This is a genomic window from Herbiconiux oxytropis (genome assembly GCF_024979315.1).
In the GTDB taxonomy this organism is placed as follows: domain Bacteria; phylum Actinomycetota; class Actinomycetes; order Actinomycetales; family Microbacteriaceae; genus Herbiconiux; species Herbiconiux oxytropis.
The window spans coordinates 45,507-66,260 of the sequence record NZ_JANLCK010000006.1 but is presented as its reverse complement, the minus strand read 5'-3'; the positions used below and the strand labels follow the sequence as shown (position 1 = coordinate 66,260).

Below are 20,754 nucleotides of genomic sequence, written 5' to 3'. Positions count from 1 at the left end.
GGTTACTCCTGTCAGGACGGGCGGGTGCCGGGAGGGCCGAGGATGGTGATGCCCGCCGTCTCGGCCGCGGTCATGAGGCGCGACTCGATCTCGGGGGTCATCGTGAAGTCCTCCGGCAGCCCGCGATGCCCGGCCGGGTCGGAGGCCTCGCGCAGGAAGTCCTCGAAACCCGAGGGGGCGAGGATGACGAGCCAGCGCGCCTCCCGGTCGGGCGAGACCTGGAAGCTGTGCGGCACGTCCTTCGGCAGCAGGATGAAGTCGCCCGCGCCGAGCGTCGCGGTGATGCCCTGCGCCCAGTAGGTGATCTCGCCCTCGAGGATGAAGAAGATCTCGTCCTCGGCGTCGTGCTCGTGCAGCGGCGGCTGCGAGCTCGGGCGGGCGTGGTGCATGGCCACCGTGAGGCGGCCGCCGGTCTTGGAGCCGTCGACGATGATCTCGACGAGGTCGCCGAGGAACCACAGCGACTCGCGCTCGGTGTCGCGGACGATCACGACCTCGCCGGGGGTGCTCTCCGTCATGCCGCCACCTCCGGGCGCAGCAGCTCGCGGATCTCGTGCCGGAGCGCACCGAAGCGCGGGTCGCCGATGATCGTGTCGAGCGAGCGAGTGGGGCCGAACGGCACCTCGAAGATCTCCCGGATGCGCGCGGGCCGGCTCGAGAGCACCACCACGCGGTCGGCGAGCAGGATGGCCTCGTCGATGTCGTGAGTCACGAGGAGGGTGGTCGTCTTCAGCTCGGCGATGATGCGCAGCAGCTCCTCCTGGAGGTAGCTGCGGGTGAGGGCGTCGAGCGCGCCGAGCGGCTCGTCGAGCAGCAGCAGGGTGGGCTCGATCGCGATGCCCCTGGCGAGGGCGGCGCGCTGCTGCATGCCGCCGCTCAGCTGGTTGGGGTACTTGTCGAGGTGCTCGCTGAGGTGCACCGTCTCGAGCGCGGCGACGGCGCGCCGACGGCGATCCTCGGCCGGCACGCCGATCTGCTCGAGGGCGAACTCCACGTTCTTCAGCACCGTGCGCCACGGCAGCAGCCGCGGGTTCTGGAACACGTACGCGCTCCGCAGGTCCGACCTCGCGAGATCGACGGTGCCGGTCGAGACGTCGGTGAGCCCGGCGAGGATGTTGAGCAGCGTCGACTTGCCGCAGCCCGAGGGGCCGATGAGGGCCACCACCTCACCCTCGCGGAGCTCGAGGTCGATGCCCTCGAGCACGGGGAGGGCCTGCTTGGGGTAGGTCTTGCCCACCCCGCGGAAGCCCACCATGGTCTCGGTGATCGTCATGATCGTCCTTTCACGTGGCGGGTGAGCAGTCGCTCCACCGGCCGGAAGATGCCGTACTCCACCAGCAGGGTGAGTGCGACGATGGACAGGCCCCACATGAACACCGCCGCGGTGTCGAGGAGCTTGATGGACGTGTTGACCTGGAAGCCCACGCCCGCGGTGCCCATCAGGTACTCCGAGAAGAGCGTGATCTGCCAGGCCACACCGAGCGTGATCCTGGCCCCCGCGAGGAGGTAGGGAACCACCGAGGGCAGCACGACGGAGCGCATGATCGAGCCCTCGGAGGCCTGGTAGGCCCGGCTCATCTCGGTGAGGTCGGGATCGATCGAGCGCGTTCCCTGGATGACGTTGATGAGGAAGTAGCTGATCGAGCCCGCAACGGTCACCCCGATCACCGCGGTGTCGCTCACGCCCATGATCACGAGGGCGAGGGCGATCAGCACGATCGTGGGCACGGTCTGCAGGAAGATCATCGGCACCCGGGCGAGGTCCTCGGCGATCTTCGAACGGCCGATCAGGATGCCCAGCGGCAGGCCGATCACGATCACCAGCCCGAAGGCGGCGAGCAGGTGCTGCACGGTGGCGAGGATCTCCTCGACCCAGACCCCCCGGCCGACGGCGCTGAGGAACTGGTCCCAGACGTCCAGCGGCGAGGGCAGGATGTAGGACGGGAACTGGGTGGAGGCGATCGCCCAGCCCGCGAAGATCACGATGACGCTCAGGATCACGCGGGCGGGGCGCTTCCAGCCACCGCGCCGAGCAGAGGCGGCGGCAGCGGGGCGGGCCGCGGCGGCGGGGGCGCCCGGCACGGCGGCCGCCCCCGCGGCGGGCTCGATGGTCGAGGTCATCGTGCTCATTCCGTGACGATGAACATCGACGCCGGGTCCTCGGGCTCCTCGGTGAGGAATCCGGCCTCGACGAGCAGCGGGAAGATCGCGCTCCAGGTGGCCACGTCGGTCTCGGAGACGATCTTCTGGTCGTCGGGCATCTCGGCGAGGTTGAGGATCTGGGAGACGAGCTCGAGCTGCTCGACCGGGATGCCGGTCTCGTCGCTCGCCACGGTGAGCACCGATTCGGGATCCTCCTGGAACTGGGTCCAGACATCCTGGGTGGCCTGCACGATGAGGTCGATCACCTCGGGGTTGGCCTCGGCGAACTCGTTGCTCGCGATGAACCCGCCGCTCAGCACCGCGGGGTCGCCGAACTCCTCCTCGAAGGCCTCCTGCACGTTGTAGACCGGGCGGAAACCCGCCTCGATCAGCGGCGCCGTGGCGGGGGCCTCGATGAACGCGGCGTCGGCCCGGCCGAGGGTGAGCTCCTGGGCCGCGGCGTCGGTCTCGGTGAGTTCGAAGTAGTCCTGGATGGTCTCGCCGGTGGTGGCGAGCACCGCGGCCTCCTCGGCGCCGAAGCGGGTGGCGAGCGGCGGGATGGCGACCTTCTTGCCCGCGAGGTCCTCGATCGACTGGATGTCGGAGTCGCCCGCGACGTAGAGCTCGGAGCCCGGGGTCCAGCGGGCCATCGGGTAGAAGAACTGGGTGTCGATGCCGTACTGGTCCTTGATCCGGGGCTGGAACGACGGCACGGTCGTGACGATGTCGATGTCGCCGCGCCCGAAGCTCGGCACGAGGGTCGTGGCGTCGAGCACCTCGAAGTCGATGTCGTAGCCGGAATCGGCGAAGATCTCGTCGCTCTTGGCGGTGAGGTAGGCGTAGAGCGGGTGGAACGGGATGTCGATGCCGACCGTGACGGTCTTGGTCTCGCCCTCGGCCGAGCCTTCGCTCGTGGAGTCGGGCGTGGCGGTCGACGACGTGGCACAGCCGGTCAGGGCGAGGGCCACGGCGGTGGCGGTGGCCAGGACGGCGGCGACGGCGGCCGGTCTGCGGTTTCTCATGGTGCGTCCTTTGCTTCGTCGTGCTGCGAGTGGATCGGGATGGGGAGGGGCGGGGAACGGAACGGGTGGGCGGGATGGACGGGTCAGGCGGGACGGACGGGTCAGGCGGGTACGAGGTCGAGGAACATCCACCGCTTGCCGGGGGCGAGGCCCGCGAGCATCTGCCCGCAGCCCTGCACCACCCCCGGCCCGCTCGTCACGTGCTGGGTTCCGGCGTGCATGTCACGGAAGTAGCGCTGCAGGTCGCCCGAGCGGAGCGCTGCCGTGCCGGCCCACGTGTAGACGGTCATCGTGACCTCGTGGGCCATCCAGGTGGCGTTGCTGAGGGCGAGCCGGATGAGCGTCTCCTGCTCGGCCGAGAGCGGGAGCCCGGCGGCGAGCGTGGCCTCGTTGTCTGCCCACACCTCCAGGAGCCAGGCGCGGGCCGAGCGCGCCTTCGCCTCGGCCTTCGCGTAATCGGCGTAGAAGTGGGCGGAGTCGACGGTCGCGCCGCGCGATCCCGTCTTGCGGCGGGCGAGCTCGGCCATCTCGTCGAGCATGCGGCGCGCCACACCGAGCGCCCAGCCCGCGTGGCCGAGCCCCGAGAGGTTCACGATGCCGATGCGGTAGAGGGCACCACCCGTGCGCGGCTCCATGGTGGCGGCGGGCCAGGCGTGCTCGGCGGGCACGAACACGTCGTCGAGGTCGTAGTCGATGCTGCCGGTCGCTTTCAGCCCCATCACGTCCCAGTTGTCGATGAGGGTCGCGGATCCGGCGGGCACCGTGATCATGAGCGACTCGCCCGTCTCGCGCACGAGCGCCGCCGTCTGGAGGCGGGTGGCCTGGTGCATTCCCGAGGCGAACGACCACGAGCCCGAGAGGCGGTAGCCGCCCTCGACCGGCACCGCGGTGCCGGGCTTGGTGCCCTGTCCGGCGTGCAACGGCAAGCCGTGGGCGTAGAGCTCCCGGGCGGCGGCGGGGTCGAGGTAGGCCGCGGTGCTCCCGGTCTCCATCTGGAGGGCCATCGTGACCCACGCGGTCGAGGCGTCGGCGGCCGCGATCCGCTCGACCGCCTTGATGACCTGGGTGGGCGAGAACTCGTAGCCGCCGAGCTCGGCCGGCACGGTCATGCCGTAGATGCCCGTGGCGGCGAGGGCCTCCTCGACCTCGGGGGTGAGCCGGCCGTCGAGGTCGTTCTGGGCGCCGCTCTCGGCGATCAGCGGCAGGATCGCGTCGAGGCGCTCCATCAGGGGCTCGAAGTCATCGCTGACATGGAGCGCGGTGCGGGGGGCCGCGGTGTGGGGGGCGGTGCTGACCGGCATGGCGGCTCTCTCTCGTTCGGTGGCGCGGGCGGGGCTGGCGGAGCAGTCGGTGCGGCGGAGCTGGCGGTGCGGGCGGTGCGGTGGAACGGGGTGGAGCAGGCGGTGCGATGGATCCGGATCAGTCGAGCGCGGCGATCCAGTCGACGACGGGGCGCACGGTGTCGTCCGAATTGAGTTCGTACATGAGGCCGTGGCCGTTGCCGTGGATGCCGAGGTCGGGCAGGTGCACCCACTCGGCGGCGGCCCCGGCGTGCCCGAGGAACTCGACCACCGCCGGCGCGACGTGCGAGAACGGCGAGCTGCCCCCGGTGAAGACGGCGATCGGCAGGCCCGCGAGAGCGGCGACGGTGCGTGCGTCGGCCGGCGCGGCCTCGACCTCGGCGGGGGTCCCGTAGCCCGCGTCGTAGGCGAGGGGCGCGGCCGTGAGACCCCAGGTGAGGGTGCCGAGACCGGGGAACTCGGCGAAGGCCGGGCCCATCGGCTCGATCGCGGCGATCGCCGCCACGAGGCCGGGCCGGAGCGCCGCGGCGAGCCAGCCCGAGGGGCCGCCCGCGGAGTGGGTCACGAGAACTGCCGGTCCCGTGAGGTCGAGGAGCTTCGCGAGGCGGGCGCTGTCGAGCTCCTCGCTCAGGCCGAGGTCGGCCGGCAGCGGTCCGACCGCGGCGAGCATCTGGTCCATCTCGGGGTCTCCAGGCGCCGATCCCCACGGCCAGGCCGAGTGGGGCTCGTCGGTGGCGGAGTCGATGAACAGGCCCATGGCCGGCTCGTAGCCGAACTGCGGGCCCATCGCGCCGATGACGTCGGGGTGGAAGGCCGAGCGGCCGTGCCCAGGGCGGTCGACCACGTAGACCGCGAAACCGGCCTCCACGAACCGGCGGGCCCACCCGGGCCTGCCGTCGACCGTGCCGAGCCAGTCGGTGCCCTGCGATCCGCCGCCGTGCACGAAGATGACCGGATGCGGCCGGGTGACGACCTCGGGCGCCTCCCAGTAGACGTACATCGGCCCGCTCTGCACGGTGACCCCGACCTGGGTGACGTCACCGGGGATCCAGAACTGCCCGCTTCGCACCGTGACCGCGGAGACGCCGGCGCGCTCGTGCGGAGCGGCGGATGCTGCCAGGTCGATCGAGCGTTCCATGGGGGATCCGTTCGGCGTCGTCATGTCGGACAGGGACGCGGATCCGGTTCGGGAGGGTGGTCGTCGCCAAACCCGATCTCGCTTGTCGACGACACTACAGTCGGGGTGCACCCGCTCATGGGACGAGCTTGTTAAGCGTTTGTTACGGTTGCGTTTCTGTCGTCACGGCCCCGTAATGAACGAGCCGGGCTTCAGGCCACGAGCGTGGAGGCGATATGGATGTCGACCGCGAGCGCCTTGGCGATGGTGGAGTTGCGTGCGACCCGCTGGGCGAGCTGCCCGAACTCCGTCGACGACATGCCCGGCACGTCCGCCTGCAGCTCGATGTCGATCGACTGGAGAGTGGCGGCGCTGCTGTCGAACACCTCCATCGTGACCGACACCCGCGTGCCGATGGCACGGGGCTCGTAGCCGGCGGTCGTGAGGAGGGTGTTGAGGCTCATGGCGGCGCACGCGGCTTGGGCGCACGCCACCATCTCCTCGGGGCTCGACCCTTCGGCGAGCATGCGCCCGTCGAAGGAGAAGTCGGCGTCGAGGGCGCCGCTTCCGCCCACGAGGCGGCCGTGCGGGGTGGCGGCGTCGGCGTTCCAGTCGAACGATCCGGTGCGCGTGATGTTCGACGAGGCCGGCTCCTCGTCGACCAGGTCGCCCACGCTGAGGCCGTAGGCGCGGGCCAGCGCCACGAGGGCGGGCAGCGAGGGCTGGCGCTCGCCGAGCTCGAGGCGGGAGACGTAGGCCTTCGAGAGGTCGGTGGCGGCGGCGAGGCGGGAGAGCGACCATTCGCGCTGGGCGCGGAGGGCGCGGAGCTTGGCCGCGAAGCGATCGGTCACGGGCTCGCCGGTGACCGCGACCTCCTGCTCGAGAGTGTCGTCGTGCGCCATGAGCACCTCCGCGTGATCGAGGGTCGGCGACAAAGCGGAACGGCCTTGGCGACGATGAGGAAACACAACTGTAACACCCTGGATTCCGGGCCTCTTGTCGCCCTTTCGTCTCGCAGGGTATGTTCGTCGACAAGCTGGATCCGGGCTGGCGACGAGGGTTCCTCCGCCCGCCGGTGCAGCGACGATCCCGTTCAGCAGAAGGAGAGAACATGCCGGTCATCAACGCAACCGTGGTTGCGGGAACGTACGACGCCGCCGAGAAGGGCGCGCTCATCGCGGGCTTCACGAACGCGGTCGTCGCCGTGAAGGGAGAGGGCGTTCGCCCCTTCGTCACCGTGCTGCTCAACGAGGTCGACAGCGGCGACTGGGGCGGCGGCGGCGACCGCATCACGACGGAGCTCGTGCTCGGCGCCATCGCCGCCGGCAACGAGGCGGCGGCTCCGGTCACGGCCGATGTCTGACCCGGAGCTGGCCCTCGGCACGCCGCTCGCGATGCCGTTCGGGCACATCCTGCCCGGTGAGGCCGTGGGCCCCACCCGCAACGTGGTGGGCGACCTGGTCACCATCAAGGTGCCCTCCTCCTCGACCGGCGACCTGTTCTGCGCCTTCGAGGAGCTGACCCCGCCGAACGGCGGCCCGCCCCCGCACCACCACCCCCAGGCGGAGCTGTTCTATGTGCTCTCGGGCGAGGTGCAGTTCATGCACGTCACCGACTCCGGCCCGCAACTCGTCACGGGCGGGCCCGGATCGATCGCCTCCATCCCCGGATCGGTCGTGCACACCTTCAAGAACGTGGGCCTCGACCAGTCGAAGGTGTTCGTGATCTCGACTCCCGGCGGGCTCGACCGCTTCTTCGAGGACATCGGCGACGTCACCGACCTCTGGTACGCCCCCGGCATGGCCGGGCCACCCGACATGGAGCGCATCCTGGCCGCCTCGGCCAAGTGGGGCGTGCACTTCGTCGATCCCTCCTGACCGGTCGCATCCGGAGACCGAGTCCGGCGTCGGCTCCTAGGGCGCAGTGGCGACCCCTCGCAGCAGGTTGTCGAGGATCGCGTCGGCGAAGGCCGGCGTGAGCGGCTGGTCGCGCACGAGGAGGCGGTGGTAGCAGGCGCCCCAGAGCTGGTCGACGAGCACCTCGAGGTCGAGACCGGTGCGCAGCTGACCCGCCTCCTCGGCGCGGGCGAACCGCTCGACGGCGAGGCGCCGGCGCTCGAGCGAGTAGCCGGCCGACCAGGCCTCCGCGAGTGCCGCATCCGCCTGCGCCGCCCCGATGAAGCCCGCGATGACCGGGCCTATCCGCTCGTCGGTGAGGGTCGCCACGAAGGCGTGCAGCTGCGCGCGCAGGTCGGCGGTGAGATCGCCGGAGTCGTCGAAGCGCAGACCGGACTCGACGTGGGCGAAGTAGGCCTCGGCGGCGAGCGCCCCGGGGGTGGGCCACCACTTGTAGAGCGTCACCTTGCTCGCCGGCGCCGCCTGGGCCACCCGTTCGAACGTCACCGCCGCGACACCGTCAGCCAGAAGCAGCTCGGTGGCCGCGGCGAGCACGTCGCGGCGCACCTCGGCGCTCGGCCGCCTGCCCCTCCCCGGCCGCGCGACCGCCTCGGTCACGCGATCCCGCCGTTGACGTAGACCACCTGGCCGTTGATCCAGCGCGAGGCGACGAGGCCCACCACGGCGTCGGCGATGTCGGCGGGCTCGCCGAGCCTCCCGAGCGGCGCGAGCGAGGCGATGTGCTCGATGGCCTGCGGCGTCTTGCCCTCGAGGAACAGCGGAGTCGCTGTGGGGCCGGGTGCCACGGCGTTGACCGTGACATCCCTCCCCCGGAGCTCGCGGGCCAGGATGAGCGTGAGCGACTCGACCGCCCCCTTCGACGCGGCGTAGGCGCCGTAGCCCGGCTGCTGCAGTCGGGTGACCGAGGTGGAGAAGTTCACGATGGCGCCCCCGGCGCGCACCGAGCGGGCCGCGGCCTGGTCGACCACGAAGGTGCCGCGCACGTTCACCCGCTGCACGCGGTCGAAGTCGGCGAGATCCATCTCGGCGATCGGCGCGAGCGGCATGATGCCGGCGGTGTGCACCACCACGTCGACCCCGCCGAACTCCTCCTGCGCCCGCGCGAACAGCGCCGCGACTTCGGCCCCGTCGGCCACGTCGGCGCGCACGGCGATCGCCCGGCCGCCCGCCGCGCGCACCGCCTCGACGACCTCGGCAGCTCGCTCGGCGCCGCCGCCGTAGTGCACGACCACGTCGTGGCCGAGGGAGCCGAAGCGCTCGGCCACGGCGCGGCCGATCCCGCCCGAGGCCCCGGTGACGATGGCGACCGTCTTGTTGCCCATGATGCGTCCTCTCGTTTATGTACGACTAGTACATATAAACACGAGACGCCGGATCAGGCAAGGGGTGGCAGAGCGACCAGCTGGAACGACGCGCTCGAGCGACCGGCCCGCACGACGATCATCATCTCGTCGGTGAGGCGCTTCCGCGACAGCGAGACCCGGCCGCGGAACAACCCGGGCTCGTCGGCCACCTGGCGGAGGATGTGACCGTCGGCCCAGACCCGGGCCTCGGGTGCTGAGCCCGACGGCACCCGCACCTCCACCTCCCACGACCGGCCGCGCGCCTCGATCTCGACGGTGGCGGTCGCGTCGGCCAGCTCATCCCCCGGCTCGATCCGGTCGCCGGGTTCGATCTGGTCACCCGGCTCGATCTGGTTACTGGGCAACGTGGGCGTGAGGAACGCCGGCTGCCGCCGCCTCGTGGCCCGCTCGTAGGCCGACGCGTGGTCGAGCAGCGCGTCGTCGCTGTAGGCGGCGCCCGCGAAGGTGAGGCCCACGGGCATCTGGATGTCGGCCATGAACCCCATCGGCACCGTCACGGTCGGAATGCCGAGGTGCCGGATGACGCGATTGCCGTTGGAGTACACCACGCCGTTCCGCGAGGCCGCCTCGAGGCTCTCCGGCCGCTCGAACAGGTCGACCCGCCCCACGTCGCCCGCCGCCGGGAACACGACGAGGTCGAGCCCGGAGGCCGCCATCCAGTCCTCGAAGTCCTGCTTGCGCGCGCGCTCGAGCCCGCGCAGCAGGTGGTCGAGGCCCGGCACGTCGTCGAAGGTCTCGGGCAGCCCCTGCTTCACGAGCTCGGCCAGGCGCTGCCAGTCGAAGCCGCCGCGGGCGCGAGTGATCCACACCGGCACCGGGGCATCGGCGACCGGGAAGACCGTGTCGCCGTCGACGTCGGCCCAGCTCGAGAGCCGGGGATCCGCGTTGTCGCGGAGGAACCCGTCGAGCGCCATCGCCGTGACCGTGCCGCCCTCGAGCGCCCGCCAGTCCGCGGGCACGAGGCCGCGCGCGGGGAGCCCTTCCGCCGAGGGACGATCCTCCTCGTAGTTCGACACCACCGGGAAGTCGACCACGACCACCTCGGCGCCGAGCGCGCGCAGGTCGTCGGCCGCCCGGTCGCACAGGGCCCGCACGCTCGGCCGGATGACCGGCGGATCGATGGGCTCTGTGTCCTCGCCGATGTAGAGGCGGGGCACGCCGATCCGCAGCCCGTCGAGCCGATCCGGTCGCCGCCGCGAGACCGGCTTCGGCAGCACCGACTCGGGGGCGGGGAGCGCGACCGCGCTCTGCTGCCGCCAGAAGTCGCCCGAGCGGTCGGGGTCGTCGACGGCGAGCACGTCGAGCACCCGCAGCAGGTCGGCGACCGTGCGGGTGTGCGGCACCACCACGTCGCAGGTGGGCCGGAGGGGCCAGTTGCCCCGGATCGAGAGCACGCCGCGAGAGGGGGTGTACGCCACGAGGCTGTTGTTGGAGGCCGGCGCTCGGCCAGACGACACCGTCTCCTCGGCCATCCCGAAGGCGCTGAAGCTCGCGGCCGTGGCGGTGCCCGACCCGTTCGACGAACCGGAGCCGTAGGCCGCCGTGAGGTACTGCGGGTGGTAGGGGCTGCGGGCGTAGTCGTAGATGCCGGGCTGCATGCCGCCCGCCGCCATCGGCGGCATGTTCGTCTTGCCGATCAGCACAGCTCCGGCGGCGCGCAGCTGGGCGACGGATGCGGCGTCGTCGTTCGCCACCAGCTCGGCGAGGGCCGGGCTCCCCGAGGCGACCGTGAGGCCCTTCACCTTGTAGCTGTCCTTGACCGTGAACGGCACGCCCTCGAGCGGGCCGGCCGCGCCCGCCCGGCGGCGGGCATCCGACGCAGCGGCCTGCTCGAGGCAGGTCGGGTCGAGCACCGCGATAGCGTGCAGGCACAGCCCCGTGCGGTCGTAATAGGCGATGCGATTGAGGTAGGCGGTGACCAGCTCGACGCTCGTCACCGTGCCCGCCTCGAGCATCTCGAGCATCTCGCCGATGCCCAGCTCCACGACGTCGATCCGTTCCATGCCGCACCCCTCTCGTCTGGTCCATCCTCTCAGCCCGGGCGCGTCATTCCCCTCTCTCGCACGCCCTCCCCCCGAGGACGGCACTGCTGGTGCGTCGGCCCTGCACTTGTCAAGCCCCAAGGGGCGAGAGCACGACCGGCCTAGGCTCGCGCAGATGAGCGCCGATCGATCCGTGTCCCCATCCGCCCCGCTGGACGCAGGGGTGACGGCAGGCGAGACCAAGCTGAAGCGGCGCATCACCGGACCGCTGCTGTTCCTCTTCATCCTCGGCGACGTGCTCGGGGCCGGCATCTACGCCCTCATGGGTGTGCTCGCCGGCGAGGTCGGCGGGGCCCTCTGGGCGCCGCTCGCACTGGCGCTGCTGCTCGCGCTGCTCACCGCAGGCTCCTACGCCGAGCTGGTCACCAAGTATCCGCGCGCCGGCGGAGCCGCCGTGTTCGCCCAGCGCGCCTACAAGCCGCCCCTCATCTCGTTCCTCGTGGGCTTCTGCATGCTCTCGGCCGGGGTCGTGAGCGCGGCCGGTCTCGCTCTCGCCTTCGCTGGGGAGTACCTGCAGGCCTTCCTCGCGGTGCCCCCGATCCCCGCCGCCATGGTGTTCCTGCTGCTCGTGGCGGCACTCAACGCCCGCGGCATCAGCGAGTCGCTCAAGGGCAACGTCGTGATGACGGTGATCGAGGTCTCGGGTCTCGTGATCGTGGTGGTCGCGGTGGCCGCCATGCTCGGCGGCGGAGGAGGAGACGTCTCCCGGGTCACGGAGTTCCCGGCGGGAGCCTCACCCGGGCTCGCCGTGCTGGGCGGCGCGATCATCGCCTACTACTCCTTCGTGGGGTTCGAGACCTCGGCCAACGTGGCCGAGGAGGTGCGGGATCCCTCCCGGGTCTACCCGAAGGCCCTTCTGGGAGCACTCGTCACCGCCGGCGTCGTCTACCTGCTCGTGGGTCTCGCCTCGGCCATCGCGCTCCCCGCCGACGAGCTCACGGAGTCGTCGGGGCCCCTCCTGGCGGTCGTCGCCGCCACCGGGTTCCCCGTGCCGCCCTGGCTGTTCGGCCTGATCGCGCTCATCGCCGTCGCCAACGGCGCGCTCCTGACCATGATCATGACCAGCCGGGTGACCTTCGGCATGGCCGAGCAGGGACTGCTGCCCGCCGTGCTCGGCCGCGTGCTGCCGCGCCGGAGGACCCCTTGGGTCGCCATCGTCGCCACCACCGTCGTGGCGATGCTCCTCACTCTCGTCGGCGATCTCGAGACGCTCGCCTCAGCCGTGGTGCTCCTGCTGCTGTTCGTGTTCATCAGCACCAACGTGGCCGTGCTCGTGCTGCGGAAGGACGAGGTGGAGCACGAGCACTTCCGGGTCTGGACGTTCGTGCCGGTGCTCGGCGTGCTCTCCTGCCTCCTCCTGCTCACGCAGCAGGAGCCGATCGTGTGGGCGTTCGGCGGCGGGTTCGTCGTGCTCGGCTGCATCCTCTACGCCATCCGGAGGTTCACGACGTCTCGTCGCACCTCGTGATCGACTTCATCTGCCACGTGAAGCCCTGCAGAGGATGCAGGATCACCAGGTGCGGCGCCTGGTGAACGGGCCAGCTCAGAGTCGGTAGAAGTCGCCCACGAGGGCCAGGATGCACAGGGCCGGCGACAGCACGAACAGCACCAGGCCCACCCGCAGCAACCAGGCGATGCGGATGCTCGCGCGATGCGCATCCCGACCGCCCGGTGCCGCCGCGGCCGCGAAGACCCCTACCATGACGATGGCGAGCACGAAGCCCAGCCAGAACAGCCGCTCCCAGGAGTCGACGAGCACGCCTGCGAACCAGCCCGAGACGATCACGCCGCCGCACACCACAGCCACGCACAGCACGGCACCCACGAAGAGCACGGCGGCGTGGCGCTCGAGCTCGGCCCGCCGCTCCACGGCGGCCTGATCCCCGGCGGCGCTCACGTCCTGGTCAGCCCGCGCGGCGCCGGGCGGCGGCATCGGCGCAGGCCTCCGAGCAGTACCCGGGGTGGCCGGCGGCACGGCTCCGGCGCATCGTCACGGTCAGGGCACACGCTGCGTTCTTGCACGGCCGGCGCCAGTCGTCGCGCGGGGCGAGACGGTTCCGGGTGGTGAGCTGCGGCGCTGCGTGGTGCATGCTTCCCAGCGAACACCCCGGCCCGGATCTCGGCAGGGGCTTGATTTTGGCTCAGGCACTTGATCCATCACCCGCCTCGCTCAGCGATTCTCGGGCATCCCCGGCATCTGTCAAGCCCGAGGCCGTGCGGCCGGGATCGGGACAGGGTTGAATCGGTGTCGATGCGTTCGCGCCGTGTTCGTCCGCAGTCGGCCGTCTGGCGTGGCGCGCGGAGTCGAGGTAGGGATTTCATCATGGACCGCATTCACTACGCCGGGGACTCCGTGGTCACCGGCACCGAGATCGCCCGAGCTCTCCTCGAGTACGCGCACGTGCTCGCCGAGCACGACACGTCGGCCACGGTCGACATCCCTACGGTGGGCGACGACGGTGCCCTCAGCCGTTCCACGATCCTGATCGGGCCGGCCAGTCAGCTCATCAGCGACGCCGAGGAGAGCGAGCACGAGGAGCTCGTCGACGACGAGGTCGTGCAGAAGCTCAGGTACGACGCGGAGGAGCTCCGTCGCGGCGACGTCATCACCCCGGTGGCGGCCGACGAGGTGCCGCAGCAGGACGGCTGGCCCGACGACCTGTGAGCGGAGTATCCTCGCGGGCATGTGCAGGAACATCCGTGTGCTCCACAACTTCGACCCGCCCACCACCGACGAAGAGGTGCGTGAGGCCGCCCTCCAGTTCGTGCGCAAGGTGAGCGGATCCACCCGTCCCTCCCGCGCGAACGCCGAGGCGTTCGATGAGGCCATCGACGAGATCGCGGCGGCCACCCGCCGCCTCCTCGACGGCCTCACCACCTCCGCCCCGCCGAAGTCCCGAGAGGCCGAGGCCCTCAAGGGCCGAGCCCGCCACGAGGCCCGCATGCAACGCGAGGTCCGCCTGCGCACCGCCCCCGCCTGACCCACCCCCGCCCCCGGGAAAGCAAAAACCCCCAAGATGGCGAGATCTTGGGGGTTTTCGTAGCGGGAGCGGGACTTGAACCCGCGACCCCACGATTATGAGCCGTGTGCTCTAACCAACTGAGCTACCCCGCCATGCCTCCGTGTCGCCGCACCCGCGAGGGTGGCAGCCGGCCGGAAGCCGGAGCCCCCTGTGGGAATCGGACCCACTACCTCTTCCTTACCAAGGAAGTGCTCTACCAATGAGCTAAGGGGGCGCGCACAGCCGCAAGCGGCTTTTGGCACCAGTAGAGAATAGCATCCCTCCGGCCCAGCTTTTGCCGCCCCGCCCCGCATTAGAGTTCTCCCCATGACCATCGAGACCGTTCCTGATCCCGAGACCCCGGACGCCCCTGTCACCGAGACCACCCCGACCCTCGTCGGCACCGGTGGCGAGTGGTGGCGCTCGGCCGTCATCTACCAGATCTACCCCCGCTCGTTCGCCGATGCGAACGGCGACGGCATCGGCGACCTGCCCGGAATCACCTCCCGCCTCACCGCCCTGGCCGAGCTCGGTGTCGACGCCGTGTGGCTCTCCCCCTTCATGACGAGCCCCCAGCACGACGCGGGCTACGACGTGGCCGACTACTGCGACGTCGATCCGATCTTCGGCACCCTGGCCGACTTCGATCTCCTGCTGGCGCGGGCGCACGAGCTCGGCCTCAAGGTGATCGTCGACCTCGTGCCGAACCACACCTCGTGGGACCACGAGTGGTTCAAGGAGGCCCTCGCCGCGGAGCCGGGCAGCCCGGAGCGCGACCGCTACATGTTCCGCGACGGCCTGGGCCCGAACGGCGACGAGATGCCCAACAACTGGGAGTCGGTGTTCGGCGGCCCCATGTGGGAGCGCGAGATCCGCGCCGACGGCACGCTCGGCCAGTGGTACCTGCACATCTTCGACAAGTCCCAGCCCGACCTCAACTGGGAGAACCCGTGGGTGCGCGAGCGCTTCCACGACATCCTGCGGTTCTGGCTCGACCGCGGGGTCGACGGGTTCCGGGTGGATGTCGCGCACGGGCTCATCAAGGAGGCCGGCCTCCCCGACTACACGCCCCCGGCCGACGCGGGCAGCATGGGCGGCGGCACGGGCGGCCCTGTCGGCCTCGAGCCGGGCATCGACGCCCACGCCGACGACGACCCGCCCACCCCGCCCTACTGGGCGCAGGACGGCGTGCACGAGATCTACCGCGCCTGGCACGACGTGCTCGCCGAGTACGAGGGCGACCGCGTGCTCTGCGCCGAGGCCTGGGTGGAGCCGCTCACGAAGCTCGCACGCTGGGTGCGACCGGACGAGATGCACCAGGCCTTCAACTTCACCTACCTCTCGGCAGGCTGGTCGGCGCCGGAGCTTCGCACGGTGATCGACACCTCCATCCACGCCTTCGGAACGGTGGGGGCGCCCTCCACCTGGGTGCTGTCGAACCACGACGTGGTGCGGCACGCCTCCCGCCTCGCGCTCACGGCGGAGAACCCGCAGGGCGCCGGCATCGGGCCGGACTCCCCCGGCCTCCCCGACCCCGTGCTCGGCCTCCGCCGCGCCCGAGCGGCCACGGCGCTCATGCTCGCCCTGCCGGGCAGCGCCTACGTCTACCAGGGCGAGGAGCTCGGCCTGCCCGAGGCCATCGACCTCCCGGACGACGCGCGCCAGGACCCGACCTGGTTCCGCACGAACCATGAGAAGTACGGCCGCGACGGCTGCCGCGTGCCCATCCCCTGGGAGACGGGTTCACCCACCTACGGCTTCGGTCCGGCCGGCTCGACCGCCAGCTGGCTGCCGCAGCCCGGCGACTGGGATGCCTTCGCGCGCGCCGCGCAGCAGGGCGTGCCGGGCTCGACGCTCGAGCTCTACAGGCTCGCGCTCTCGCTGCGGGCCCGCTCCGCGCTCGGCACGGGATCCGTGGAGTGGCTGCCGGGCTACGGGGACGACGTGATCGCGCTCCGCAACAACGGCGTGACGGTGATCTCGAACCTCGGATCGACTCCCGTGGAGCTGCCGGTCGGCGAGCTGCTGCTCTCTTCGGAGGAGCTGCACGAGGCCGCGCTGCCCGCCGACACGACGGTCTGGCTGGCCTGACGCGCGGCTCAGCCGGCGTTGGCCTCGAGCCAGGCGAAGGGGTCGACGGGCGTGGTGCCGTCGAGGCGGATCTCGAGGTGCAGGTGCGCGCCCGTGGAGGTTCCCGTGTTGCCGACGCGGCCGAGGGCCTGCGTGACCTTGATGACCTGGCCCTCCTCGACCTCGATCGATCCGGTGAGCATGTGACCGTAGACGCTCGAGACGGCCTGGCCGTTCACCACGTGGTCGACGATCACGTGCACGCCGAGGCCGCCGTTGTCGTTCGGCACGACCTCGCGCACGACGCCGTCGGCGATCGACTGGATGATCGTGCCCTCGCCGGGCGTGAAGTCGACGCCCTTGTGGTCGGTGCTGCCGATTCCGCCGGGCGACTCGCGCGGGCCGAAGCGGCTCGAGATCGGCACGCCGACCGGGAAGGGCCACTGCACCGCGGCGACGGGGTTGTTCGAGAAGGTGTCGGCCACGCGCATGCCGCTCGCACGCGCAGCAGCCTGCAGGATGCGGGGGTCGGTGACGCCGTAGCCGTCGCGGGCCACCGTGCCGAGCACCACGTCGGAACTCGTGGTGAGCTCCTGGGCCTCGAGCGGGGCCACGTCGGCGAGCACGGTCTCGGCCGAGGTGCTCGGAGCGCCCGAGGCCGCGTGCAGGGCGGTGGCGGGCATGGTGGTGGCCACGGCGATGCCGGTGGCGAAGAGCATGGCGATGATGCTGAAGGCGCCCTTGGCGCCTGAGCCGCCGGGGCCGCGCCTGCTGCGTCGGCCCGTGGGCGAGACCGAAGCGCCGGATGCGGCCGGTGCAGCGGACACGGATGGCGCGTCGGCGACGGGCACGGCGGGCGAGGCCGTGCGCAGCGAGCGCCGGCTCACGGGCTTGGACACGACGGGAGCGAGGGCGGGGGCGGAGTCGGCGGCGGGCACGATCGCGACCTCGTCGAGCGGCTCGATCGGCACGACGGTCGTGGCGACGGGCACGATGGCACGGCGGCCGCCCGACGGGCGCTCGATCGAGTCGGAGAAGGCCGCAGCGGCGCGTCGGCCGGCCTTCCGCCTGGCCGCGGCGGTGTCGCCCTCGGCGACGGTGCCCTCGACGGTGATGACCTGCTGCTCGAAGGTGAGTGGCTGAGCGTGGGGGCGCGGCGCCGCGATGGTGCTGGCAGCCGCGAGCCGCGCCGCACGGCGTGCCGACACGGTGGGATCGGCAGGCACGGCAGTCTCGGCAGGCACAGCGGTCTCGGCGGAAACAGCGGTCTCGGCGGAAACAGCGGCGTCAGCCGGCTTCCCCTCGACCGGAGCGCCTGCTCCTCGCAGGTCGCGGCGCCGACGGGCGGCGGGAGAAGGCGATGCGGCTTCCGCTGCGGAGTCGGCGGTCACCGGCCCGCCCGCCCGGAGGCTGCGGCGCGACGGCAGAGCAGATCCGCCACGGGAAGAGGGTGTCTGGTGCGTCGTCGAACCGGAGGCCTCGCGTTCAGATGCGTCGTCATCCTGGCGTGAAGTCGGGCGTGGCACGGGCGTAGAAATCTCCGGGTCGATCGTCGGGCAGCGTCTCGGGGGTGCGAGATCACGGATCGGTCAAGGCTACCGACCGTTCCTGGGGATTGCCACAGGACGGGTGCCGTCCGGGAGCGCCACCGCACGGGCACGACGGGCAGGCCCGGGAGAAGTCCAGATCAGAGCGGCAGCCCGGCGGCCTTGTGCAGGTCGAAGAAGAGCGGCTCGAGCTGGTCGGCCAGATCCGGTGCCGCAGCGAACGTCATGATCGTGCTCTCGGCCGCACCCTCGAATCCGCTCACGCGGGCTCCGGCCTCGCGCGCGATGAGCGCACCGGCGGCGTGGTCCCAGGCGTTCAGCCCGCGCTCCCCGTAGGCGTCGAGACGGCCGGCGGCCACCGAGCAGAGGTCGAGCGCGGCCGATCCGGCGCGGCGGATGTCGCGCACCCGACCCACGAGCCCCTGCACCACGGCGGCCTGCTTCACCCGCAGCTCGGCACTGTAGGCGAAGCCGGTGCCCACGAGGGCCTGCGAGAGCTCGACGCCTGTGTTGGCCTGCAGCCGCCGGTCGCCGAGGTGCGCGCCCCCGCCGAGGCTCGCCGAGAAGACCTCGCCGAGCACGGGGTTGACCACGACGCCGGCGAGGGCCTGCCAGTGCTCGGCGTCGATGGGGTCGCCGGGGGTCACGGCCACGGCGGCGATGCTCACGGCGTAGGCGGGGATGTCGTAGAGGTAGTTGACGGTTCCGTCGATGGGGTCGACGACCCACACGATGCCCGAAGTGCCCGGGGTGGCGGAGCCCGTCGACTCCTCGCCGAGGAAGCCGTCTTCGGGGCGGAGCTCGGCGAGGCGGGCGCGGATGAAGTCCTCGCTCTCCCGGTCGGCGAAGGTCACGACGTCTTCCGGAGCCGACTTGGAGGCGGCGATCGTGACGCCTTCGGCTCGGCGGTGCGCGATCAGGGAGCCGGCTTCGACGCCGATCGCACGGGCGATCGCGAGCAGCTCTGCTGCCTGAGACCCTGAATCGAAGGACTCGGAAGGGGACGAGGTCGATGCACCGGGCATGGCTTCTCCGTGATGTTCTGGTGGCGAGTGAGGGATTCGAACCCCCGAATGCTGAGCAGTCTGATTTACAGTCAGATCCCTTTGGCCGCTTGGGTAACTCGCCAGGCGCACCCGACCACGTTCATCACACAACCGAAGGCGCTGGTCAAGGATACCCGGCGGAGGCCCCGCCGCGAAATCGCGCCCCAGAGGGCTCAGCCGGCCGCTTCGCTCGCATACCGGTCGGCGTACTCGAGCACCTCGTCGAGGTAGGCGGGCGACTCGTTGTAGCCCGCCACGGCGGCCTGCCAGCCCTCCTCGGTGCCGAGGTCGCCACCGGAGTAGCAGAGGTACTCGGCGGCCGAGAGGGAGGAGTCGTCGATGTTGTGGATGTCGGGCACCCCGTCGCCGTTGGCCTCCGTGGCCCAGGCCGCCCAGGTGGCGGGCACGAACTGCATGGGGCCGACCGCGCGGTCCCACTCGGTGTCGCCGTCGACGGCCCCCGCATCGGTGTCGGGGATCTCCTGGAAGCCGACGCCGTCGAGCGGCACCCCGATGATGAGGTCGCTCGTGATCCCGTTCTCCTGGATCGCCCCGCCGAAGATCGTGCCGTGGTGCGACTCCACCCAGCCGATGCCCGCGAGCGTGTTCCAGCCGAGGTGGCACTCGGGCCGCACCTCGGCGCTCACGAGGGCGGCGCCCGCGTACCCCTGCAGGGCACGGCGCGGGATGCCGGTGGCCTCGGCCACCTCGTCGAGCCAGGCGGGATCGGCCAGCAGGGCGGTCGGCGTGCCGTCGGCGTAGCTGCCGGCACCGCTCGCCGCGGGAGCCTCGGCGAACACCGCGTACGTCGCATCCGCCCCGCCATCGCCCCCGGGTGCCGCCGCGCACCCGCCGAGAACCAGCACTCCCGCCGCCGCCGCCAGCACCGTCGCCACCCGCGCGACCGCACCGGGACCGGACCGGGACGACAGGCTGAAGCGCATGCCTCCACTCAAGCAGACCCCCCTGACAGTCGGGACAGCGTAAAATGCGGGGCATGGCAGATTCATCGTTTGACGTGGTCAGCAAGGTCGACAAGATGGAGGCGGACAACGCCCTCAACCAGGCGCAGAAGGAAGTGGCGCAGCGCTACGACTTCAAGAACATCGGCGCGTCGATCGAGTGGAGCGGCGAGAAGGTGATGATGAAGGCGAACTCCGAGGAGCGCGTGAAGGCGATCCTCGAGGTGTTCGAGTCGAAGCTCATCAAGCGCGGCATCTCGCTCCGGTCGCTGGATGCGGGCGAGCCCTACGCGAGCGGCAAGGAATACCGGCTCGAGGCCTCCATGAAGGAGGGCATCGCCCAGGACGACGCGAAGAAGATCAACAAGCTCATCCGCGACGAGGCCCCCAAGGGCGTCAAGTCGCAGATCCAGGGCGACGAGCTGCGGGTGTCGTCGAAGAGCCGCGACGACCTGCAGGCGACGATGGCGCTGCTGAAGGGCGCCGATCTCGACGTGGCGCTGCAGTTCATCAACTTCCGGTGACGACGGCCGACGAGGCCCGCACCGGCATCCCCGGCGTCGACGTCCCCGACCGCCGCGGCCGCACCGGTCTCGACCGCACGGGCCTCGACCTCACGGGCAACCCCCGCGTGAAGGTCGAGTCGGTGACGCTCCTGAGCTCGAACTGGTACATCACGCGCACCACACGCATCCGCTTCCGGCACCGCGACGGCCACTGGTCGACCGAGGATCGCGAGACCTACGACCGCGGCAACGGCGCCACGATCCTGCTCCACGACGCCCGCAGGCGCACCGTGCTGCTGATCCGGCAGTTCCGCTACCCGGCCTACGTCAACGGCCACCCCGACGGCGAGCTCCTGGAGACCCCGGCGGGCCTGCTCGACGAGGACGACGCCGAGACCGCCATCCGACGAGAGGCGCGGGAGGAGACCGGCTACGCCGTGGGCGAGGTCGAGACCCTCTTCGAGGCCTACATGAGCCCGGGGTCGATCACCGAGAAGATCCACTTCTTCGCGGCTCCCTACGACGCGGCCGACCGGGCGGATGCCGGAGGCGGGCTCGCTGACGAGGGCGAGGACATCGAGCTGGTCGAGCTCGACATCGACGACGCGCTGGCCCGAATCGGCACCGACATCGTCGACGCGAAGACCATCATGCTCCTGCAGTGGGCAGCCCTCCGCGGCCCCTTCGCCCGCTGAGGTCACCCGCGACCGGGCGAGC

General features: G+C 71.2%; 22 protein-coding genes and 3 tRNA genes. 8 read left to right on the top strand and 17 right to left on the bottom strand.

Annotated features, from left to right (window positions below; all coding sequences use genetic code 11):
• Window positions 1-11: 11 nt before the first annotated feature.
• From N1028_RS12030 to N1028_RS12000, 7 genes are all read right to left on the bottom strand, one after another.
• Complete coding sequence (locus N1028_RS12030) at window positions 12-518, bottom strand: cupin domain-containing protein (RefSeq protein ID WP_259529235.1); 507 nt, start codon at window positions 516-518, stop codon at window positions 12-14.
• Window positions 515-1,273, bottom strand: coding sequence for an ABC transporter ATP-binding protein (locus tag N1028_RS12025; RefSeq protein WP_259529230.1), 759 nt, complete (start codon window positions 1,271-1,273; stop codon window positions 515-517). Before N1028_RS12025 ends, N1028_RS12030 begins: the two co-directional genes overlap by 4 nt.
• A complete protein-coding gene (locus tag N1028_RS12020; RefSeq protein ID WP_259529227.1) occupies window positions 1,270-2,130 on the bottom strand; it encodes an ABC transporter permease in 861 nt (286 codons plus the stop codon). The genes N1028_RS12025 and N1028_RS12020 overlap by 4 nt, the downstream gene beginning before the upstream one ends.
• A complete protein-coding gene (locus tag N1028_RS12015) occupies window positions 2,127-3,164 on the bottom strand; it encodes an ABC transporter substrate-binding protein (protein ID WP_259529224.1) in 1,038 nt (345 codons plus the stop codon). The genes N1028_RS12020 and N1028_RS12015 overlap by 4 nt, the downstream gene beginning before the upstream one ends.
• A gap of 101 nt (window positions 3,165-3,265) precedes the next feature.
• Complete coding sequence (locus N1028_RS12010; protein ID WP_259529222.1) at window positions 3,266-4,465, bottom strand: acyl-CoA dehydrogenase family protein; 1,200 nt, start codon at window positions 4,463-4,465, stop codon at window positions 3,266-3,268.
• A 118-nt stretch (window positions 4,466-4,583) separates the two neighbouring features.
• Window positions 4,584-5,603 carry an alpha/beta fold hydrolase gene (locus tag N1028_RS12005; protein WP_259529218.1) on the bottom strand — a complete coding sequence of 340 codons (1,020 nt, stop codon included), beginning with the start codon at window positions 5,601-5,603 and terminating at the stop codon, window positions 4,584-4,586.
• A 191-nt stretch (window positions 5,604-5,794) separates the two neighbouring features.
• Window positions 5,795-6,484: a helix-turn-helix domain-containing protein gene (locus N1028_RS12000; RefSeq protein WP_259529214.1), complete on the bottom strand. Its 690-nt coding sequence runs from the start codon at window positions 6,482-6,484 to the stop codon at window positions 5,795-5,797.
• A 209-nt stretch (window positions 6,485-6,693) separates the two neighbouring features.
• Between N1028_RS12000 and N1028_RS11995 the strand changes: the two genes are divergently transcribed.
• Both N1028_RS11995 and N1028_RS11990 read left to right on the top strand, forming a co-directional pair.
• Entirely contained in the window at window positions 6,694-6,945 is a 252-nt protein-coding gene (locus N1028_RS11995; RefSeq protein WP_259529206.1) for a tautomerase family protein, read from the top strand.
• On the top strand, window positions 6,938-7,459 hold the full coding sequence (locus N1028_RS11990; RefSeq protein WP_259529204.1) for a cupin domain-containing protein: 522 nt from the start codon (window positions 6,938-6,940) through the stop codon (window positions 7,457-7,459). The genes N1028_RS11995 and N1028_RS11990 overlap by 8 nt, the downstream gene beginning before the upstream one ends.
• A 36-nt stretch (window positions 7,460-7,495) precedes the next feature.
• On the opposite strand, the gene N1028_RS11985 is transcribed toward N1028_RS11990, so the two are convergent.
• The 3 genes from N1028_RS11985 to N1028_RS11975 are packed head-to-tail and all read right to left on the bottom strand — an operon-like array spanning window position 7,496 to window position 10,865.
• On the bottom strand, window positions 7,496-8,095 hold the full coding sequence (locus N1028_RS11985; protein WP_259529203.1) for a TetR-like C-terminal domain-containing protein: 600 nt from the start codon (window positions 8,093-8,095) through the stop codon (window positions 7,496-7,498).
• Window positions 8,092-8,820, bottom strand: a complete 729-nt coding sequence (locus N1028_RS11980) for an SDR family oxidoreductase (protein WP_259529201.1) — start codon at window positions 8,818-8,820, stop codon at window positions 8,092-8,094. Before N1028_RS11980 ends, N1028_RS11985 begins: the two co-directional genes overlap by 4 nt.
• A 53-nt stretch (window positions 8,821-8,873) precedes the next feature.
• On the bottom strand, window positions 8,874-10,865 hold the full coding sequence (locus tag N1028_RS11975) for an amidase (RefSeq protein ID WP_259529199.1): 1,992 nt from the start codon (window positions 10,863-10,865) through the stop codon (window positions 8,874-8,876).
• A 154-nt stretch (window positions 10,866-11,019) separates the two neighbouring features.
• On the opposite strand from N1028_RS11975, the gene N1028_RS11970 reads away from it, so the two are divergent.
• Window positions 11,020-12,372 (top strand): APC family permease, encoded by a 1,353-nt coding sequence (locus tag N1028_RS11970; RefSeq protein ID WP_259529197.1) that lies wholly within the window; start codon window positions 11,020-11,022, stop codon window positions 12,370-12,372.
• A gap of 75 nt (window positions 12,373-12,447) precedes the next feature.
• Here the strand turns inward: N1028_RS11970 and N1028_RS11965 are convergent, their stop codons facing one another.
• Complete coding sequence (locus tag N1028_RS11965; RefSeq protein ID WP_259529195.1) at window positions 12,448-12,837, bottom strand: hypothetical protein; 390 nt, start codon at window positions 12,835-12,837, stop codon at window positions 12,448-12,450.
• A gap of 390 nt (window positions 12,838-13,227) precedes the next feature.
• On the opposite strand from N1028_RS11965, the gene N1028_RS11960 reads away from it, so the two are divergent.
• Both N1028_RS11960 and N1028_RS11955 read left to right on the top strand, forming a co-directional pair.
• The gene (locus N1028_RS11960; RefSeq protein WP_259529194.1) at window positions 13,228-13,569 is read left to right on the top strand and encodes a hypothetical protein; all 342 of its coding nucleotides are present in this window, start codon (window positions 13,228-13,230) and stop codon (window positions 13,567-13,569) included.
• Window positions 13,570-13,588: 19 nt separating this feature from the next.
• Entirely contained in the window at window positions 13,589-13,885 is a 297-nt protein-coding gene (locus N1028_RS11955) for a DUF2277 domain-containing protein (RefSeq protein ID WP_259529192.1), read from the top strand.
• 60 nt (window positions 13,886-13,945) lie between these two features.
• Here N1028_RS11955 and N1028_RS11950 read toward each other — a convergent pair.
• Window positions 13,946-14,019 (bottom strand) — tRNA-Met (locus tag N1028_RS11950).
• A gap of 50 nt (window positions 14,020-14,069) precedes the next feature.
• Window positions 14,070-14,141 (bottom strand) — tRNA-Thr (locus tag N1028_RS11945).
• A 92-nt stretch (window positions 14,142-14,233) separates the two neighbouring features.
• On the opposite strand from N1028_RS11945, the gene N1028_RS11940 reads away from it, so the two are divergent.
• Window positions 14,234-15,997, top strand: a complete 1,764-nt coding sequence (locus N1028_RS11940; protein ID WP_259529191.1) for a glycoside hydrolase family 13 protein — start codon at window positions 14,234-14,236, stop codon at window positions 15,995-15,997.
• Between the two features lie 8 nt (window positions 15,998-16,005).
• Here the strand turns inward: N1028_RS11940 and N1028_RS11935 are convergent, their stop codons facing one another.
• The 4 genes from N1028_RS11935 to N1028_RS11920 form a co-directional block, all read right to left on the bottom strand.
• Window positions 16,006-17,220, bottom strand: a complete 1,215-nt coding sequence (locus tag N1028_RS11935; protein WP_259529189.1) for a M23 family metallopeptidase — start codon at window positions 17,218-17,220, stop codon at window positions 16,006-16,008.
• Window positions 17,221-17,663: 443 nt separating this feature from the next.
• The gene (locus tag N1028_RS11930; RefSeq protein WP_259529187.1) at window positions 17,664-18,548 is read right to left on the bottom strand and encodes an inositol monophosphatase family protein; all 885 of its coding nucleotides are present in this window, start codon (window positions 18,546-18,548) and stop codon (window positions 17,664-17,666) included.
• Between the two features lie 18 nt (window positions 18,549-18,566).
• Window positions 18,567-18,651 (bottom strand) — tRNA-Tyr (locus tag N1028_RS11925).
• 91 nt (window positions 18,652-18,742) lie between these two features.
• Window positions 18,743-19,513: a lytic murein transglycosylase gene (locus N1028_RS11920; RefSeq protein WP_259529185.1), complete on the bottom strand. Its 771-nt coding sequence runs from the start codon at window positions 19,511-19,513 to the stop codon at window positions 18,743-18,745.
• 53 nt (window positions 19,514-19,566) lie between these two features.
• Here N1028_RS11920 and N1028_RS11915 point away from each other — a divergent pair, with 53 nt between their 5' ends.
• Both N1028_RS11915 and N1028_RS11910 read left to right on the top strand, forming a co-directional pair.
• Window positions 19,567-20,055, top strand: a complete 489-nt coding sequence (locus tag N1028_RS11915; RefSeq protein WP_259529183.1) for a YajQ family cyclic di-GMP-binding protein — start codon at window positions 19,567-19,569, stop codon at window positions 20,053-20,055.
• Window positions 20,052-20,732, top strand: a complete 681-nt coding sequence (locus N1028_RS11910) for an NUDIX domain-containing protein (protein WP_259529181.1) — start codon at window positions 20,052-20,054, stop codon at window positions 20,730-20,732. The genes N1028_RS11915 and N1028_RS11910 overlap by 4 nt, the downstream gene beginning before the upstream one ends.
• Window positions 20,733-20,754: the final 22 nt, after the last annotated feature.

Excerpts from the sequence above, each read along its gene's own strand:
- N1028_RS12025 (WP_259529230.1), bottom strand. The coding sequence starts at position 1,273 with ATGACGATCACCGAGACCATGGTGGGCTTCCGCGGGGTGGGCAAGACC.
- N1028_RS11995 (WP_259529206.1), top strand. The coding sequence starts at position 6,694 with ATGCCGGTCATCAACGCAACCGTGGTTGCGGGAACGTACGACGCCGCC.
- N1028_RS12010 (WP_259529222.1), bottom strand. The coding sequence starts at position 4,465 with ATGCCGGTCAGCACCGCCCCCCACACCGCGGCCCCCCGCACCGCGCTC.
- N1028_RS11980 (WP_259529201.1), bottom strand. The coding sequence starts at position 8,820 with ATGGGCAACAAGACGGTCGCCATCGTCACCGGGGCCTCGGGCGGGATC.
- N1028_RS11930 (WP_259529187.1), bottom strand. The coding sequence starts at position 18,548 with ATGCCCGGTGCATCGACCTCGTCCCCTTCCGAGTCCTTCGATTCAGGG.
- N1028_RS11915 (WP_259529183.1), top strand. The coding sequence starts at position 19,567 with ATGGCAGATTCATCGTTTGACGTGGTCAGCAAGGTCGACAAGATGGAG.
- N1028_RS11920 (WP_259529185.1), bottom strand. The coding sequence starts at position 19,513 with ATGCGCTTCAGCCTGTCGTCCCGGTCCGGTCCCGGTGCGGTCGCGCGG.
- N1028_RS12005 (WP_259529218.1), bottom strand. The coding sequence starts at position 5,603 with ATGGAACGCTCGATCGACCTGGCAGCATCCGCCGCTCCGCACGAGCGC.
- N1028_RS12020 (WP_259529227.1), bottom strand. The coding sequence starts at position 2,130 with ATGAGCACGATGACCTCGACCATCGAGCCCGCCGCGGGGGCGGCCGCC.
- N1028_RS11965 (WP_259529195.1), bottom strand. The coding sequence starts at position 12,837 with ATGCCGCCGCCCGGCGCCGCGCGGGCTGACCAGGACGTGAGCGCCGCC.
- N1028_RS12000 (WP_259529214.1), bottom strand. The coding sequence starts at position 6,484 with ATGGCGCACGACGACACTCTCGAGCAGGAGGTCGCGGTCACCGGCGAG.
- N1028_RS11975 (WP_259529199.1), bottom strand. The coding sequence starts at position 10,865 with ATGGAACGGATCGACGTCGTGGAGCTGGGCATCGGCGAGATGCTCGAG.
- N1028_RS11960 (WP_259529194.1), top strand. The coding sequence starts at position 13,228 with ATGGACCGCATTCACTACGCCGGGGACTCCGTGGTCACCGGCACCGAG.
- N1028_RS11970 (WP_259529197.1), top strand. The coding sequence starts at position 11,020 with ATGAGCGCCGATCGATCCGTGTCCCCATCCGCCCCGCTGGACGCAGGG.
- N1028_RS11955 (WP_259529192.1), top strand. The coding sequence starts at position 13,589 with ATGTGCAGGAACATCCGTGTGCTCCACAACTTCGACCCGCCCACCACC.
- N1028_RS12015 (WP_259529224.1), bottom strand. The coding sequence starts at position 3,164 with ATGAGAAACCGCAGACCGGCCGCCGTCGCCGCCGTCCTGGCCACCGCC.
- N1028_RS11940 (WP_259529191.1), top strand. The coding sequence starts at position 14,234 with ATGACCATCGAGACCGTTCCTGATCCCGAGACCCCGGACGCCCCTGTC.
- N1028_RS11990 (WP_259529204.1), top strand. The coding sequence starts at position 6,938 with ATGTCTGACCCGGAGCTGGCCCTCGGCACGCCGCTCGCGATGCCGTTC.
- N1028_RS12030 (WP_259529235.1), bottom strand. The coding sequence starts at position 518 with ATGACGGAGAGCACCCCCGGCGAGGTCGTGATCGTCCGCGACACCGAG.